This window comes from Cellulosimicrobium sp. TH-20, assembly GCF_002105775.1.
In the GTDB taxonomy this organism is placed as follows: domain Bacteria; phylum Actinomycetota; class Actinomycetes; order Actinomycetales; family Cellulomonadaceae; genus Cellulosimicrobium; species Cellulosimicrobium funkei.
This window is the reverse complement of sequence record NZ_CP020857.1, coordinates 2,778,756-2,795,461: the sequence shown is the minus strand read 5'-3', so window position 1 is coordinate 2,795,461 and position 16,706 is coordinate 2,778,756. Positions and strand designations below refer to the sequence as shown.

The window sequence follows — 16,706 nt, the reverse complement described above, 5'->3', positions numbered from 1 at the left end:
GGCAGGGAGCCGGTCGCGGGGGCGGTCGTGCCGGGCGTCGGTGGCCGGCGGGTCGGTCGGGGCGGGCGGGGCGTCGGCGCCGGTGGGGCGCGTCCTGCTGCCGGGCACGGGACGGTCCTCGTCTTTCGTTCAGGGGGTGGCCCGATCCTCTCACGGGCTCCCGACACCGCCGCCGGGCGTCCGCGCCGGTCAGCGCACCTGCACGCCCTCGGCCCGCATCGCGTCCTTCACCTGACCGACGGTGAGGGCACCGAAGTGGAAGACGCTCGCGGCGAGCACCGCGTCCGCCCCGGCGCGCGCCGCCGCCACGAAGTGCTCCGGCGTGCCCGCCCCGCCGCTCGCGATCAGCGGCACGCGCACCTCGGAGCGCACCGCGGCGAGCATCTCGAGGTCGAACCCGGCGGTCGTGCCGTCCGCGTCCATCGAGTTGAGCAGGATCTCGCCCGCGCCCAGCCCTGCGGCCCGTGACGCCCACTCCACGGCGTCGATCCCCGTGCCGCGACGCCCGCCGTGGGTCGTGACCTCATAGCCGGACTCCGTCCGCACGTCGCCGGTCGTGCGGCGGGCGTCCACCGAGAGCACGAGCACCTGGCTGCCGAAGCGGTCCGCGATCTCCGCGATGAGCTCCGGGCGGGCGATCGCCGCCGTGTTCACGCCGACCTTGTCCGCGCCCGCGCGCAGGAGACGGTCCACGTCGTCCGCCGAGCGGACCCCGCCGCCGACCGTGAGCGGGACGAAGACCTGCTCGGCGGTCCGCCGCACGACGTCGTACGTCGTCTCCCGGTTGCCGGACGACGCCGAGACGTCGAGGAACGTCAGCTCGTCGGCGCCCTCGGTGTCGTAGCGCGCGGCGAGCTCGACGGGGTCGCCCGCGTCGCGCAGGTTCTCGAAGTTCACGCCCTTGACGACGCGTCCCGCGTCGACGTCGAGGCACGGGATCACGCGGATCGCGACGGTCATGGGGAGTCTCCTCGGTCGGCCGGCGCTCCGCCGGTCGTGTCGGTGCCGGCCGTGCCGGTCGTGTCGGTGCCGGCCGTGTCGTCGGCCGCGCCGGTGTCGCCCGCGCTCTCCTCGGTCACGGGGAACTGGGCGTCGAGGATGTCGACGACGTAGACGAGCGTCTCGCCGGCCAGCGGGTTGGCGGTGGCGCCGTAGGCCAGGTCGGGCGGCACGACGAGGAGCACCTGGCTCCCCACCGACTGCTCGAGGAGCCCCTGCTCCCACCCCTCGATGACCTCGCCGATACCGATCATCACCGACAGGGGCGCCGCGCCGTCCGTCCACGTCGAGTCGAAGACCTCGCCGTCGGACCAGCGCACGCCCGAGTACCGGACGGTGACCACCTGACCGACCTCGACCTGGCGCCCGTCGCCGCGGACGAGCGGCTGCACCACGAGGCCCGCGGGCGCCGCGGCCTCCGACGGGACGGTCACGCTCGGTGCGCCCTGCTCGTCGAGCGTCACCGTGGGCAGGCCCTCGACCGGCTCGACCGGCTCCCCGGACGCGCGTGTCGGCAGGACGTCGACGACGAGGGCGACGGGGACGCCGTCGTCCACCTCGAGGCGCAGCAGGCGCGCCCCCACGCGCTGCCCCCGCAGGAGGTCGCGCAGCTCGCGGCCGACGGACTCGTCGGTCAGCGTGCGCCAGCGCGGCGCGTCCGTGTACGTGTTCTGCAGGACGGTGCCGTCGCGCAGGTCCTCCGCGTAGAGGTTGAGCAGCAGCGGGCCGCCGTCGACGAGCTCCGCCCCGGCGCCCGGCCACACGACCTCCGACCGCGCGTCCGGCACGTCGAGCGGCGCGCGGTACTCCAGCGCGGGCGGGGCGCCGGACGAGCCGGCGACCGTGAGGTCGGTGTTGAGCGGCGTCTCCGTCGCGTCCTCCGGCTCCGTGCACGCACCGAGCACGAGCGCCGCGAGGAGCGCCACGAGCAGCACGAGCGCGGCCCGGGACGCGGGCGCACGACGAGCGCGCCGGACGCCCCGAGGGCGCCCGGCCGCGAGGGCCAGGTTCGTCACATCACGTCCTGCATCACATCGACTCGATGAGGCGCTCCACGCGCTCGTCGACGTTCCGGAACGGGTCCTTGCACAGCACGGTGCGCTGCGCCTGGTCGTTGAGCTTGAGGTGCACCCAGTCCACCGTGTAGTCGCGGCGGGCCTCCTGCGCGGCGCGCACGAAGTCGCCGCGCAGCTTGGCGCGCGTGGTCTGCGGCGGCACGGCCGTCGACTCGAACACCTCGAGGTCGGTGGTGACGCGCTCGACCATGCCGCGCGCCGCGAGCAGGTTGTACAGCCCCTCGGTGCGCGAGATGTCGTGGTAGGCGAGGTCGAGGCGCGCGATCCGCGGGTCGTCGAGCTCGAGACCGTGCTTCGCCTGGTAACGCTGGATCAGGCGGTACTTGATGACCCAGTCCAGCTCGCGGTCGACGAGCGAGAGGTCGCCCGTCTCGAGGGCGCGCAGCCCGCGCTCCCACAGGTCGAGCACCTGCTTGACGACGGGCGTCGGCGCGACGTCCTGCTCGACGAACTCGCGCACGCGCTGGAGGTACTCGCCCTGGAGGTCGATCGCGGTGACCGTCCGGCCGCTCGCGAGCTGGACGGGCTGCTTGCCCGTCATGTCGTGGCTGATCTCGCGGATCGACCGGATGGGGTTCTCGAGCGCCAGGTCCCGCATGGGGACCCCCGCCTCGACCATGCGCAGGATGAGGTCGGTCGAGCCGACCTTGAGCATGGTCGTCGTCTCCGCCATCGAGGAGTCGCCGACGATGACGTGCAGGCGCCGATAGCTCTCGGCGTCGGCGTGCGGCTCGTCGCGCGTGTTGATGATCGGGCGCGACCTGGTCGTCGCGCTCGACACCGCCTCCCAGATGTGGTCGGCGCGCTGGGACAGGCAGTACACGGCGCCGCGCGGCGTCGCGAGGACCTTGCCGGCGCCCGTGAGCACCTGGCGCGTGATGAGGAACGGCACGAGGACGTCCGAGAGGCGCGCGAAGTCGCCCTGGCGTCGCACGAGGTAGTTCTCGTGGCAGCCGTACGAGTTGCCCGCCGAGTCGGTGTTGTTCTTGAACAGGTGGATCCGGCCGGGCAGTCCCTCGTGCTCGAGCCGCTGCTGCGCGTCCGCCACGAGGCCCTCGAGGATCCGCTCGCCGCCACGGTCGTACGCGACGAGCTGACGGACGTCGTCGCACTCCGCCGTCGCGTACTCGGGGTGCGAGCCGACGTCCAGGTACAGCCGCGAGCCGTTGCGCAGGAACACGTTCGACGACCGGCCCCAGGCGACCACCTTGCGGAACAGGTACCGCGCGACCTCGTCCGCCGAGAGCCCGCGCCCGTCGTCGGACGCGCACGTCACGCCGTACTCGGTCTCCAGCCCGAAGATCCTGCGGTCCATGCGGCGCTACCCCTCGTCCGTCGGGCCGGCGCCCGTCGTGTCGTCGGGCGCGCCCTCGGCGGTCCCGTCGGTGGTGGACGCCGCGTCGTCGTCCGCGAGGAGGCCCTCGAGGACGGAGCCCGTGAGACGGCGGAACGCGCGCCGGGGCCGGGTGCGGTCCAGGACGGCCACCTCGAGCTGCGCGGCCGGGATGGTGCGGGTGTCGTCCCCCTCGCCGCCGGACGCGAGCGCGTGCACCGCCAGGCGCAGCACCTCGGCGAGCCCGAGACCGGGCCGCCACGCGTCCTGGAGCACGCGACCGAGCTGGTCGGCCTGGCCGCCCATGACGACCACGCCCTGCTCGTCGGCGACGGAGCCGTCGTAGGAGATGCGGTAGAGCTGGTCCTGCTCCGCCGTGCGACCGACCTCCGCGACGACGAGCTCGACCTCGAGCGGCTTCGACTCCGTGGTGAACACCGTGCCGAGCGTCTGGGCGTACGCGTTCGCGAGACCGCGCGCGTTGACGTCCGTGCGGTCGTAGGAGTAGCCGCGCAGGTCCGCGTACCGCACCCCGGCGACGCGCAGGTTCTCGAACTCGTTGTACTTGCCCACGGCGGCGAACGCGATGCGGTCGTAGATCTCCGAGATCTTGTGCAGCGCGCGCGACGGGTTCTCCGTCGCGAACGCGATGCCGTCCTCGTAGGCGAGGACCACGACCGACCGGCCGCGCGCGATGCCCTTGCGCGCGAAGTCCGCCCGGTCCTTCATCAGCTGCTCGGGCGAGACGTAGAAAGGCATGTTCACGCGTCGTCACCTCCGGTCGGGCCGTCCTGCGGGCGGTCGTGCGGGACGGCCTCGGCGTTCGTCACCGGGGGACGGCCACGCTCCACGCCCGCCCCGGAGCGCTCCGCCACGATCTGCTCGACGACCGCCGCGAGCTCGTCGCCCGGCACGCGCTCGTAGCCGTCGGCCGTGACGACCGCGACCACCGGCCAGATGCGGCGGACCGGGTCCGGGCCGCCGGTGGCCGAGTCGTCGTCCGCCGCGTCGTAGAGCGCCTCGACCGCGACGCGCACGGAGGCCGCCCGGTCGAGACCGGTGCGCCACAGCTTCTTCAGTGAGCCGCGCGCGAACACCGAGCCCGATCCCACCGAGTGGTACGCCCGCTCCTCGTACCGCCCGCCCGTGACGTCGTACGAGAAGATCCGGCCGGCGCCGCGGTCGAGGTCGAACCCGGCGAAGAGCGGCACGACCGCGAGGCCCTGCATGGCGAGGCCGAGGTTCTGGCGGATCATCGTCGACAGGCGGTTCGCCTTGCCGTCGAGCGAGAGCAGCGCGCCCTCGATCTTCTCGTAGTGCTCGAGCTCGAGCTGGAACAGGCGCACGAGCTCGACGGCGATACCCGCCGTCCCGGCGATACCCACGGCCGAGTACTCGTCGGCCGGGAAGACCTTCTCGATCTCCCGGTTCGCGATCATCGAGCCCATCGTCGCGCGGCGGTCCCCCGCCATCACGACGCCCGCGCCCACGCCCTCGGCGCCGAACGTCAGCGCCACGATCGTGGTGGCGTGCGGCGCGTCCGGAAGCGTGCCGGACGCCGCGTGCCCGGCCACGCGGTGCGACGGCAGCAGGTCGGGGGCGTGCCCGGACAGGAACTCCAGGAAGGACGACGACCCGGGGGTCGTGAACGCGTCGGGCAGGCGCCCGGGCTGGTCCGTGCTCATCGGGTTGCCGTCACCCTTCCTACTCGCCGCCCTTCTGCACGAAGCCCCGGACGAAGGACTCCGCGTTCGTCTCCAGGACCTCGTCGATCTCCTCGAGGAGCGCATCCACCTCGGCGTCGCGCGACTGCGCCTGCGGCGCGACCGGGGTCGCCGGGGCCTCGGGCTCGTCGTCGGGACGCCGGTCCTCGTGCGACGCGTGCGTGCGTTCGGTACCCGCCATGGCTGCCTCCTCGTCCGTCGGCCGGCCTCGCGCCGACGCTCTGTCCGTTCCAACCCCGTCCGGGCTCGCGCCCTTCCCGGCCCTGCTCGCACGCGGCGTCCCTCCCACGGAGGGCGGGCGCCGTCGTGCGCCCAGCCTAGTCGCCGCCGGTCACGACGGGCCTGCCAGACCCGCCAGCAGCGCGGCGGCGTCCGGGCTCGCGTCGAGCAGCGCCCCGATGTGGGCGCGCGTCCCGCGCAGCGGGTCCATCATCGGGACGCGCTGGAGCGACGGCGCGCCCGGCACGTCGAAGATCACCGAGTCCCAGCTCGCCGCGGAGACCTCGTCGCCGTAGCGCGCCATGACCTCGCCGCGGAAGAACGCGCGCGTGTCCTCGGGCGCGTGGTGCACCGCCGCGCCGACCTCGCGCTCGGTGACCACGCGGTCCACGGCGTCGGCGGCGAGGAGGCGGTGGTAGATGCCGCGCTCGGGCCGCACGTCGGACCACTGGAGGTCCATCGCCGCGAGGCGCGAGTGGCCCCAGTCGAGGCCGTCGCGCTCGCGCAGGCGGTCGAGGAGCCGGAGCTTCGCGACCCACTCGACGTCGCGCCCGCACGCGTCGCGGTCGGTCGCGAGGCGGTCGAGGACCGAGCGCCACCGCGCGAGCACGTCGCGCGTCGGGGCGTCGACCCCGTCCGGTCCCGCGAGGCGCTCCGCCGCGTCGGCGGCGACCTCCAGGTACTCGCGCTGGACCTCGAGCGCCGTCAGCTCGCGCCCGTCGGCGAGGGCGAGACGACGCGTCAGGTCGAGGTCGCGGCTCACGCGCTGGACGTCCGCGACCGGGTCAGCGAGGCGCAGCCCGGCCAGGCGGGCGCGCACCTCCGGGCCGAGCTCCTCCAGGTGCTCGACGACGAAGAGCACGAGCGACGTCGTGCCCGTCTTGAGGTAGGTCGCGGTCTCGAACATGTTCGCGTCGCCGATGATGAGGTGCAGCCGGCGCCAGCGCTGCCGGTCCGCGTGCGGCTCGTCGCGCGTGTTGACGATGGGGCGGCGCAGCGTCGTCTCCAGCCCGACCTCCGCCTCGACGTAGTCGGCGCGCTGGGAGATCTGGAACCCGTGCTCCTCCCCCGCCGGGCCGAGCCCCACGCGCCCCGAGCCGGCGAACACCTGCCGGGTCACGAGGAACGGCGTGAGCATCTCCACGAGGACGCCGAACGGCACCTCGCGGTCGACGAGGAAGTTCTCGTGGGTCCCGTAGCTCGCGCCCTTGCCGTCGACGTTGTTCTTGTAGAGCACGACGCCGCCGCCCGGCACCTGGGCCAGCTCGCGCGACGCGGCGAGCATGACCCGCTCCCCCGCGACGTCCCAGCACACGACGTCGTGCGGCACGGTGACCTCGGGCGAGGAGTACTCGGGGTGCGCGTGGTCGACGTAGAGCCGGGCGCCGTTGGTGAGGATGACGTTCGCCGCGCTCGGGTCGTCGTACTCCTCCGTCGTCGGCCGCGCGACCTCCTGGAGGGAGGCCCCGGCGGCGCCGCCCTCCGCCGTCCGGTCGACCGGCCCCGACGGCGCGGGGCGCGACGGGTCGTCCGTGAGGAGAGACGGGTGCGCCGACGCGCGCGGCACGTGGAACCCCCGCGCGTCCTGCAGCGGGTCCTCGTCGTCGTAGTCCCAGCGCGCCCGGCCCCGGGCGCCGTCGCTGCGCGCGGCGAGCGCCCGGTACGTGGTGACGACCTGGCTCGACATGAGCATCGGGTTCGCCATCGGCTTCCCCGGCTGCAGGACGCCGTACTCCGTCTCGATCCCCATGACCCGTCGTACGCTCACGCGCTCACCCTATGTCCGCCCTCCGACGCCGCGCCGCGCCGTCCACGGGGCGGCGCGACCGCGCCCCGCTAGAGGTACTGGCCGGTGTTGGTGACCGTGTCGATGGTGCGCGGCGAGCCGCCCTCGCCCTTCTTCTGGACGATCGTGCGGATGAAGACGATGCGCTCGCCCTTCTTCCCGCTGATGCGCGCCCAGTCGTCGGGGTTGGTGGTGTTCGGCAGGTCCTCGTTCTCCTTGAACTCGTCGACGCACGCGGCGAGCAGGTGGTCGACGCGGATGCCGCGCTGCCCCGTGGCGAGGAGGTCCTTGATCGCCGACTTCTTCGCCCGGTCCACGACGTTCTGGATCATCGCGCCCGAGTTGAAGTCCTTGAAGTACAGGATCTCCTTGTCGCCGCTGGCGTAGGTGACCTCGAGGAACTGGTTCTCCTCCTCCTCGGAGTACATGCGCTCCACGACCGAGCGGATCATCGCGTCGAGGGCCTCGCGCTGGTTGCCGCCGTGCTCGGCGAGGTCGGCCGCGTGGATCGGCAGGTCCTCCGTGAGGTACTTGGCGAAGATCTCCTTGGCGCCCTCGGCGTCGGGCCGCTCGATCTTGATCTTCACGTCGAGGCGCCCGGGCCGCAGGATCGCGGGGTCGATCATGTCCTCGCGGTTCGACGCCCCGATGACGATGACGTTGTCCAGCCGCTCGACGCCGTCGATCTCGGCGAGGAGCTGGGGCACGATCGTCGTCTCGACGTCGGACGACAGGCCCGTCCCGCGGGTGCGGAACAGCGACTCCATCTCGTCGAAGAACACGACGACGGGCGTCCCCTGCGACGCCTTCTCCCGAGCGCGGGCGAAGATCAGCCGGATGTGCCGCTCGGTCTCGCCCACGTACTTGTTGAGCAGCTCGGGGCCCTTGACGTTGAGGAAGTAGCTGCGCGCCACGCCCGAGCCGTCCTCCACCTGCTCGCCGCGCGCCCGCGCCACGGTGTGCGCGAGCGAGTTGGCGACGGCCTTGGCGATGAGCGTCTTGCCGCACCCGGGCGGGCCGTACAGCAGGACGCCCTTCGGCGGGTGCAGACCGTGCTCGCGGAACAGGTCGGGGTGCGTGAAGGGCAGCTCGACGGCGTCGCGGATCTGCTCGATCTGGGGCCCGAGACCGCCGATGTCCTCGTACTCGATGTCCGGGACCTCTTCGAGGACGAGCTCCTCGACCTCGGACTTCGGGATGACCTCGAACACGAAGCCGCTGCGCGTGTCGATGGTGAGCGAGTCGCCGACGCGGAGCGTCGTGCGCGCCACCGACCCGGCGAGCCGCACGACCCGCTCCTCGTCGGCCCGGCCGACGACGAGCACGCGGTCGGCGTCGAGGATCTCCTTGACCGTGACGATCTCGCCCGTGCGCTCGTAGCCGCCCGCGGCGACGACGGTCATCGCCTCGTTGAGCTTGACCTCCTGGCCCGGGCGCAGGCGCTGGACGTCGAGGCTGGGGCTCGCGCCGACGTGCATCTTGCGCCCGGCGGCGGACACGTCGACCGACCCGTCCGGGTGCGCGGCGAGGAACACCGCGTACGTCCCCGGGGGCTTGGCGAGGTCGTCGATCTGCCGCTTGAGGTCGAGGATCTGGTCCCGGGCCGCGCGGAGCGCCTCGGCGAGCCTCTCGTTCTTCGCGGACAGCAGCGCGAGCTCGCGCGCGCCGTCCTGCGGGGCCTGGTCGCTACGGCCGAATGTCTCGCTCATCGGGTGTCCCTCTCGCCGCCGGCTCGCCCGACCACGGGTGGACGGCGGACGACGGGCCTCGCGAGGCGCCCGTGCCGACCATCGTCCGGCGGTCGGGTGTAGACCTTAGGCACAAGTCTCGCCCGTGCACACGGACGACACCCAGGGTGAGACGGCGGCGCCCCGATCGTTACCGGACCGTCACGCGCCCGACACGTCGGGCGCCCCGTCGGCGTCTTCCGCGCCCTTCTGCACGCCGTGCTCCGCGCCCGGACCGGTCGTCTGCTCGGGGCCCTGGCCGACGTCGCGCCGCACGCGCCGGATCTTCTTCTCGGAGACCGGGCGCTCGCCCAGCTCCTCGGGCGACCACTGCTCGGCGTCGGTCGGGTACGCGCCCTTGGCCGGGCGGCGCTTGCGCTCGGGCGGCGCGACGCCGTCCGCGAGGCGCCGTGCGGTGAGCAGGAACCCGGTGTGCCCGATCATGCGGTGCTGCGGCCGCACCGCGAGACCCTCCAGGTGCCAGCCCCGCACCATCGACTCCCACGCGACGGGCTCCGCGTAGCGGCCGTCGGCCCGCAGGTCCTCCGCGAGGCGTGAGAGCTGGGTCGTCGTGGCGACGTAGCACACGAGGACGCCGCCGGGCACGAGCGCGCGCGCGACGACGTCGAGGTTCTCCCAGGGCGCGAGCATGTCGAGCACGACGCGGTCGACCGTGCCGTCCTCGGCGACGGTCGGGAGCACGTCGGCGAGGTCGCCCACGGAGAGCGTCCAGGCCGGGTGCTCGCCACCGAAGAACGTCTCGACGTTGCCGCGCGCGATCGCGGCGAAGTCCTCGCGCCGCTCGATCGAGTGGAGCTCGCCCGCGTCGCCGACGGCGCGCAGCAGCGACATCGTCAGCGCGCCCGACCCGACGCCCGCCTCGACGACGCGCGCGCCCGGGAAGATGTCCGCCATCGCGACGATCTGGCCGGCGTCCTTCGGGTAGACGACCGCCGCGCCGCGGGGCATCGAGAGCACGTAGTCCGCGAGGAGCGGGCGCATCGCGAGGTACTCGATCTCGGCGGTGTTGCGCACGACGCTGCCCTCGGGGCGGCCGATGAGGTCGTCGTGCCGCAGGTAGCCCTTGTGCGTGTGGAACGTCGCGCCCGGCGCGAGCGTGATGGTGTGCAGGCGACCGCGCGGGTCCGTGAGCTGGACCTTGTCCCCCACGCGGAGCGGGCCGCGGCGCTCGTCCGCGCCCGTCGCACCGGGGCGGTCGGACGCGCCGTGCGCGGGGGCGGCTGCGCCGTCCCCACCGGGCTGCGGGGTCGGGTGGCCGGGCGTGGTGGCGGGCTCGGAGGTCACGGGCGACCATCCTACGGGCCGCCCGCCCCACGCCCGACGCCGGTCGGTCGTGCGCGCGGACGACGCGCCGGTCACCGCCCGCGCCGGGCGTCCCGCAGCGCCGCGACGACCCGGGCGACCTCGAGCGCGCCGACGACGCGGCCGCCGTCGGTCAAGACGACGACCGCCGCGTCCCGCCCGACGCGCGAGAGCTCGGCGAGCATGTCCTGCCCCGCACTGCGGGCGTCGATCGTCGCGGCCCCGGGCAGGGGCACGGCGACGGCGCCGACCGGGGTCGTCTCGGCGGCGTCGGGGGGCACGGCCGCGGCCGCGCCGGGGTCCACGTACCCGAGGGGCCGGCCTGCGCCGTCCACCAGGACGGCCACCACGTGCGGGCCGCCCGCGAGCGCCACCGAGCGCCCGACCGCGCCGACCGTCGCCGTGGACGGCACGGCGACCGCGGGGCGCGCGAGGCTGCGGACGGTGAGCCCGGACACCGCCTCGCGGGTGCGCCCGACGGTGATGGCCTGCCCCGCGCCGCTCCACAGGAACGCCCCGATCAGCGCCGCCCAGGCGACGGTCCACAGGTCCGGCCGTCCGCCGTAGGCCAGCGGCCAGATGAGCGCCCACGCGACGACCCCGACGGCGACCGCGCGCCCGACCCATCCCGCTGCGACCGTGCCCTTCGTCCGCGACCCCGTCGCGGCCCACACGGCGGACTCGAGGATCTGGCCGCCGTCGAGCGGGAGGCCGGGCAGGAGGTTGAAGAACCCGACGAACGCGTTGGAGAACGCGCCCGCGTACAGCAGGAGGGCGGGCACGGAGAAGGTCGGCTGCGCCTGGAAGGTCACCCAGAACACGACCGCGAGCGCCAGGTTGGTCAGCGGGCCGACGACCGAGATGAGGAAGCCGTCGAGCGGGCGCGCCGACGTCCCGGAGTACGCCGTGTGGCCGCCCCAGAGCGTCACCGCGAGCTCGGTCACGTGCTGGCCCCGGGCGCGCGCGACGAGCGCGTGCGCGACCTCGTGCAGGAAGACGGACGCGAACAGCAGCAGCACGAACGCGAACGACACGAGGTAGATCTCGGGGCCGAGGTGCGGGGCGAGCCGCTGCACCGTCGGCGCGAACAGGACCGTGAGGATCGCCGCGGCGAGGAACCACGACGGTGTGAGGATCACCGGTGCGCCGACGACGCGGCCGATCACCCAGCCCTTCGTGCGCGGGCCTGCCGGTGCGGGCGTGCGGGGTGCTCGAGGTTCGGGTCCGTCCACCCTGAGAGCCTATGCGCTCGGCGGCTCCGTCCCGACGGCCCGCGCACCGCCGGGCAGGCCGTCCGGGCGCCTCAGGCGGCGTCGTCCTCCATGAGGTCGACGACGTCGCCCGCGACGAGACGCGACAGGAGCGCGACGTCGACGAGCTCGAGCGACGGCGTCCGGCTCAGGCCCGGCGCCGGGAGCACCGGGACCACGGCCTCGACGCCCAGGGTCGCGGCCCCCGCGGCGCGGGCCGAGGCGATCCCCGCGGGCGAGTCCTCGATCGCGACGCAGCGCGTGACGTCGACGCCGAGGCGCTGCGCGGCGAGGAGGTAGGGCTCCGGGTCGGGCTTGCCGCGCTCGACCTCGTCGCCGCAGACCAGCACCTGGAACGCGTCCGGCGGCGCCATCTCGGCGACGGGCTGGGCGAGCTCGCGGTAGGACATCGTGACGAGCGCGCACGGCACGCCCGCCTCGCGCAGCGCCGTGAGGAGCTCGCGCGCGCCGGGCTGCCACGGCACCTCGACGCGCACCTGCTCGATCACGCGCCCGATGAGGAACGCGACGATCTCGTCCACCGGCAGGTCGACACCGCCGCGCTCGCGCAGGATGCGCGCCGACTCGCGCAACGGGTTCCCGACGAGCGACATCGCGTCCTCGTGCGTCCACGTACCGCCGTGCGCGGCGACGAGCTCGTGCTCCGCCGCGATCCAGTAGGGCTCGGTGTCGACGAGCGTCCCGTCCATGTCCCACAGGACGGCCTCGGGCAACGCGGGGACCTCGGGACGCTCGGCAGAGCGCTGACCTGCGGACGTGCTGTCAGGACGAGAAGGCAAAGCGGTCTCCATCAACGGTCGTACGACGAACCCCTGCACCCTCGACCCTAACCGGACGCCACCGCCGCGGGCGCGCCGCCGTTCCTGGGCGTGCGGTCGCGCGCGACGGCTTCTGGCGATCCTGCTCCCGAACTCGCGCGCCGGTCGACAGAAGCGCGCGGCTTCCCTAGGCTGCTGAGCGCCCGCCACCGCCGTCGGGCCCGACGAAGGAGTCGCCATGTCCGCACCCCCCGTCCGCCGCCCGCTCGCGCTCGCCCTCGCCGGGGTGCTCGTGCTCGCCGGGACCGCGCTCCCCGCGAGCGCCGCCGTCCCCGACCCCGTGGTGACCGGCCCGGTGCCCACGACGACGGCGCCCGGCGACCCTGCCCACGGGTACCCCTTCCTCGCGACCGACTACGACCTGGCCGCGCGCGGCTACGTCGAGGAGGAGTTCTTCGTCGAGGGCGAGGCGACCCGCTACCAGGCGGACGGCGTGACGGACGCGACGGTCCTCAGCACCGGGCACGCTTTCCGCACCCGCGTCGTGGTGCGCCGGCCCGTCGACCCCGCGACGTTCAACGGCACGGTGATCGCCGAGTGGTACAACGTCTCGAACCAGTGGGACCAGGAGGTCGACTGGTTCCAGACGCACGAGCACCTGGTGCGCGAGGGCTACGCGTGGGTCGGGGTGTCGGCGCAGCGGGCGGGCGTGCACTCGCCCACCGGCCTGCGGGCCTGGAGCCCCGAGCGCTACGGCACGCTCGACCTCACCGACGGCGGCACCGTGACCGACGACACCCTCTCGTGGGACGTCTTCAGCCAGGCCGTGGCCGCGGTGCGCGACCCCGCGGGCACGGCGCCGCTCGGTCCGCTCGAGGCGGAGCGCGTCGTCGCGACCGGGCACTCGCAGTCGGCGGGGCGGCTGTGGTCGTACGTGAACTCGGTCGACCCGCTCGCGGGGGTCGTCGACGCCGTCGTGCTGCACGGCGGGGGCGGGCTGCTGCGCGACGGCCTCAAGACGCCGGTGTTCAAGATCAACAGCGAGACCGACGTCGCGATCGACCTCCTCGGGGCGGCGCAGCGCCAGCCCGACACCGACGTGCGGCGCACGTGGGAGGTCGCGGGCGCGTCGCACGGCGACTGGAAGCTCATCACCGACTACGGGCGGCTGCGGATCCGCGACGTCGGCTCCGCGCCCGGCGGCTATCCCGGGACGCCGCAGACGTGCGAGGAGCCGTCCGGCTCCCGCGTGCCCCAGCACCTGGTCCAGGCGTCGGTGTACGACCACGTGGCCGCGTGGGTCGCGGACGGGACGACCCCGCCGTCGGCGGCCCCCATCACGCTGTCCGACCAGGCGCCGCGCCAGGTGGTGCGCGACGAGCGCGGCCTGGGCCTGGGCGGCGTCCGGCTCGCGCAGCAGGACGTCCCGACGCGGATCAACTCCGGCGCCAACACCGGGCCCGGGTTCTGCTTCCTCGACGGCGGCTCGCGCCCGGTGGACGACGCCACGCTCGCGGCCTGGTACCCGGACGCCGAGGACTACCGCGACGCCGTCGTCGCGTCGACCCGTGCCGCGGTGGAGGCGGGCTTCGTGGGAGCCGACGTCGCGGCCGACCCCTCCTGGTACACCGACGTCGTCGACCTCGTCGACGAGCGCGTCGCCGCGGGCACGGTCGAGCCGGAGGCCGGGGCGCAGGTCCAGGACCGGATGCGGCGCGCGCTCGAGGCCGCGGACCGGCGTGACTGGGACGCGGCGCAGACCCTGGTCCAGGAGGCGCTCGCTCTCGGCTCCACGGCGATCGAGGACGCCGACGCGTCGGCGAGCGTCGTGCGGTCGACCACCGCCGTGCTCGGCGTCCTCGCGCTGTCCGCCGCCCTCGACGGCCCCGACACCTCCGCGACCGCCGTCCCGCGGTGCCTGGCCGGGCGGGCGTACGTCGCGGTCCGCGCGACGAACGACGGCGCGGTGCCCGCGGACGTCACGCTGAGCACGCCGTTCGGCGAGCGCACCGTGGCGGGCGTCGCGCCCGGCGCGTCCGCGTACCAGTCGTTCTCGGCGCGCTCGGACACGCTCGACGCGGGCAGCGCGCGGGTGACGGCCACGGGAGACGGGCGGTCGTCGTCGGACGACGTCGCCTACCCGGCGCTCGACTGCGGCTGAGGCGGCTACGCCGGGCGCGAACCCGCCCCGACGCCGTCGGGCCCGGCCGCATAGGCTGGGGTGATGACCGAGAACGCGACCGAGGGCACCCGCCAGACCGTGATGATCGCGGCGTTCGAGGGCTGGAACGACGCCGGGAGCGCCGCCACGGCCGCCCTCCAGCACCTGCACGAGGTGTGGGGCGCCGAGGACGTCGACGAGCTGGACCCGGAGGAGTACCACGACTTCCAGGTGAACCGCCCGGTCGTCACGACGGACGACGACGGCCGCCGCGAGATCACGTGGCCCACGACGACGATCGCGTCGGCGGTCCTGTCGCCGACGGGTCGCCGCGTGGTGCTCGTGCACGGCATCGAGCCGTCCATGCGCTGGCGCCGGTACTGCCGCGAGCTGCTCGACGTCGCGGAGGAGCACGGCGTGCGCACGGTCGTCACGCTCGGCGCGCTGCTCGCGGACGTGCCGCACACGCGGCCGATCCCCATGACGGCGACGTCGGAGAGCGTGGGCCTGCAGGCCGTGCTCGACGTCGAGCCGAGCACGTACGAAGGGCCGACGGGCATCGTCGGCGTCCTCCAGCACGCCGCGGCCGAGCGCGGGATGCAGTCGGTGTCGCTCTGGGCGGCCGTGCCGCACTACGTGGCGCACCCGCCGTCGCCCAAGGCGACGCTCGCGATCCTCGCGCGCATCGAGGAGCTGCTGTCCGAGCCGATCCCGCTGGGCGACCTGCCGGAGGACGCCGAGGCGTGGCAGCACGGCGTCGACGAGCTCGCCGCGGAGGACGCGGAGATCGCGGAGTACGTCCAGCAGCTCGAGGAGGCGAAGGACACGGCCGAGCTCCCCGAGGCGAGCGGCGAGGCCATCGCGCGCGAGTTCGAGCGCTACCTGCGCCGCCGCGACCGCGGCAACCCGGGCAAGGGCCCGACCGTCTGACGCACGGCCCGCCTCGCGGGCGGCGGTGCCAGCGCGGGGCGGCTCGTCAGAGCCGGACGCCCAGCAGGGCGTTCACCGCGCGCGCGACGACGCCCGGGGCGCCCTCCTCGTCGCGCGAGGTGTCACGACCGGGGCGCAGCGACTCCGCGGCCCAGGCGTCCACGGCGGCGAGCGCCGTCGGGGCGTCGAGGTCGTCGGCGAGCGCGGCGCGCACGGCCGCGAGCGTCGCGGTCGCGTCCGGGCCACCGTTGCCCGACACGGCGTCGCGCCACGTCTCGAGACGTCGCACGCCCGCGGGCAGGTCGTCGTCGGTCCACTCCCACTCGCCGCGGTAGTGGTGCGCGAGCAGCGCGAGGCGGATCGCCATCGGGTCGACGCCCGTGGCCCGCAGGTTCGACACGAGCACGAGGTTGCCGCGCGACTTGCTCATCTTCTCGCCCTCGTACGCGACGAGTCCGGCGTGCACGTGCGCGCGGGGCGCACCGCCGCCCGCGAGCATGCGGTCGTGCGACGACGACATCTCGTGGTGCGGGAACAGCAGGTCCGCTCCCCCGCCCTGCACGTCGAACGGCAGGCCGAGCCCGTCGCGCGAGATGACGGCGCACTCCACGTGCCAGCCGGGGCGGCCGGTGCCGAGCGCGCCGCCGTCCCACGCGGGCTCGCCCGGGCGCTCGCGGCGCCACAGCAGCGGGTCGAGCGCGTCCTTCTTGCCCTCGCGGTCGGGGTCGCCGCCGCGCTCGGCGAAGAGGTGCTCCATGACGTCGCGCGCGAGGCGTGAGACCGAGCCGAACGCGCGGTCGGCAGAGAGGTCGGCGTAGACGTCGCCCAGCCCGGGGTCCGTGCCGCCGGCGCCGGGCTCGACCGGGACGCGGTACGCGAGGCCCGCGTCGAGGAGCTGGGTCACCGCGTCCACGACGGCGGGGATCGTCTCCACCGCGCCCTCGTAGACGTCGGGCGGGACGACGCCGAGCGCCGTCATGTCCTCGGCGAACAGCGCGGTCTGCTCGACGGCGAGCGCGCGCCAGTCGACGCCGGTCGCGGCGGCACGCTCCAGCAGCGGGTCGTCGACGTCGGTGACGTTCGACGCGTAGCGCACGCGGTGCCCGGCGTCCGTCCACGCGCGCACGAGCAGGTCGAACGCGACGTAGGTGGCCGCGTGGCCGATGTGCGTCGCGTCGTAGGGCGTGATGCCGCACACGTACAGCGTGGCGTCCTCGCCCGCGGCGGCGACGACGAGCTCACGGGTCGACGAGTCGTGCACCCGGACCGGGAGGCCTCGTCCGGGGAGCTCGGGGATCTGCGGGGCGGGCCAGCTGTGCACGCGTCAACCTTAGCCGCCGGGGCGCCGCCGTCGGACCGCCGTCCGGCACGCGGGCGACGCGCGGCGCCGCTCCCGGCG

At 74.6% G+C, this 16,706-nt stretch carries 14 protein-coding genes; 2 read left to right on the top strand and 12 right to left on the bottom strand.

Going from position 1 to position 16,706, the window contains the following annotated elements; all coding sequences use genetic code 11:
* Window positions 1-189: 189 nt before the first annotated feature.
* The 11 genes from hisF to B8281_RS12295 all read right to left on the bottom strand — a co-directional run bounded on the left by hisF (window position 190) and on the right by B8281_RS12295 (window position 12,171).
* Entirely contained in the window at window positions 190-960 is a 771-nt protein-coding gene (hisF, locus tag B8281_RS12345; RefSeq protein ID WP_043651192.1) for an imidazole glycerol phosphate synthase subunit HisF, read from the bottom strand.
* Complete coding sequence (locus B8281_RS12340; RefSeq protein WP_232322560.1) at window positions 957-2,015, bottom strand: FKBP-type peptidyl-prolyl cis-trans isomerase; 1,059 nt, start codon at window positions 2,013-2,015, stop codon at window positions 957-959. Before B8281_RS12340 ends, hisF begins: the two co-directional genes overlap by 4 nt.
* 13 nt (window positions 2,016-2,028) lie before the next feature.
* Window positions 2,029-3,390 (bottom strand): Pup--protein ligase, encoded by a 1,362-nt coding sequence (gene pafA, locus B8281_RS12335; protein ID WP_021479769.1) that lies wholly within the window; start codon window positions 3,388-3,390, stop codon window positions 2,029-2,031.
* Window positions 3,391-3,396: 6 nt separating this feature from the next.
* Complete coding sequence (gene prcA, locus B8281_RS12330) at window positions 3,397-4,173, bottom strand: proteasome subunit alpha (protein WP_085387870.1); 777 nt, start codon at window positions 4,171-4,173, stop codon at window positions 3,397-3,399.
* Window positions 4,170-5,093: a proteasome subunit beta gene (gene prcB / locus B8281_RS12325; protein WP_085387869.1), complete on the bottom strand. Its 924-nt coding sequence runs from the start codon at window positions 5,091-5,093 to the stop codon at window positions 4,170-4,172. The genes prcA and prcB overlap by 4 nt, the downstream gene beginning before the upstream one ends.
* Window positions 5,094-5,112: 19 nt before the next feature.
* Window positions 5,113-5,313, bottom strand: a complete 201-nt coding sequence (locus B8281_RS12320) for a ubiquitin-like protein Pup (RefSeq protein WP_021479766.1) — start codon at window positions 5,311-5,313, stop codon at window positions 5,113-5,115.
* 150 nt (window positions 5,314-5,463) lie between these two features.
* Window positions 5,464-7,101, bottom strand: a complete 1,638-nt coding sequence (gene dop, locus B8281_RS12315) for a depupylase/deamidase Dop (RefSeq protein WP_085387868.1) — start codon at window positions 7,099-7,101, stop codon at window positions 5,464-5,466.
* 86 nt (window positions 7,102-7,187) lie between these two features.
* The gene (arc, locus tag B8281_RS12310; RefSeq protein ID WP_085387867.1) at window positions 7,188-8,846 is read right to left on the bottom strand and encodes a proteasome ATPase; all 1,659 of its coding nucleotides are present in this window, start codon (window positions 8,844-8,846) and stop codon (window positions 7,188-7,190) included.
* A 180-nt stretch (window positions 8,847-9,026) separates the two neighbouring features.
* Window positions 9,027-10,169 (bottom strand): tRNA (adenine-N1)-methyltransferase, encoded by a 1,143-nt coding sequence (locus tag B8281_RS12305; RefSeq protein WP_081599748.1) that lies wholly within the window; start codon window positions 10,167-10,169, stop codon window positions 9,027-9,029.
* A 71-nt stretch (window positions 10,170-10,240) separates the two neighbouring features.
* Entirely contained in the window at window positions 10,241-11,419 is a 1,179-nt protein-coding gene (locus B8281_RS12300) for a site-2 protease family protein (protein ID WP_157446628.1), read from the bottom strand.
* Window positions 11,420-11,490: 71 nt separating this feature from the next.
* A complete protein-coding gene (locus B8281_RS12295) occupies window positions 11,491-12,171 on the bottom strand; it encodes an HAD family phosphatase (RefSeq protein ID WP_043652642.1) in 681 nt (226 codons plus the stop codon).
* Window positions 12,172-12,454: 283 nt separating this feature from the next.
* Between B8281_RS12295 and B8281_RS12290 the strand changes: the two genes are divergently transcribed.
* Together B8281_RS12290 and B8281_RS12285 are read left to right on the top strand one after the other, a co-directional pair.
* Entirely contained in the window at window positions 12,455-14,377 is a 1,923-nt protein-coding gene (locus B8281_RS12290; RefSeq protein ID WP_085387865.1) for an alpha/beta hydrolase domain-containing protein, read from the top strand.
* 63 nt (window positions 14,378-14,440) lie between these two features.
* A complete protein-coding gene (locus B8281_RS12285) occupies window positions 14,441-15,307 on the top strand; it encodes a PAC2 family protein (protein ID WP_021482086.1) in 867 nt (288 codons plus the stop codon).
* Window positions 15,308-15,353: 46 nt separating this feature from the next.
* Here B8281_RS12285 and mshC read toward each other — a convergent pair whose 3' ends face one another.
* Window positions 15,354-16,628 (bottom strand): cysteine--1-D-myo-inosityl 2-amino-2-deoxy-alpha-D-glucopyranoside ligase, encoded by a 1,275-nt coding sequence (mshC, locus tag B8281_RS12280; protein ID WP_085387864.1) that lies wholly within the window; start codon window positions 16,626-16,628, stop codon window positions 15,354-15,356.
* Window positions 16,629-16,706: the final 78 nt, after the last annotated feature.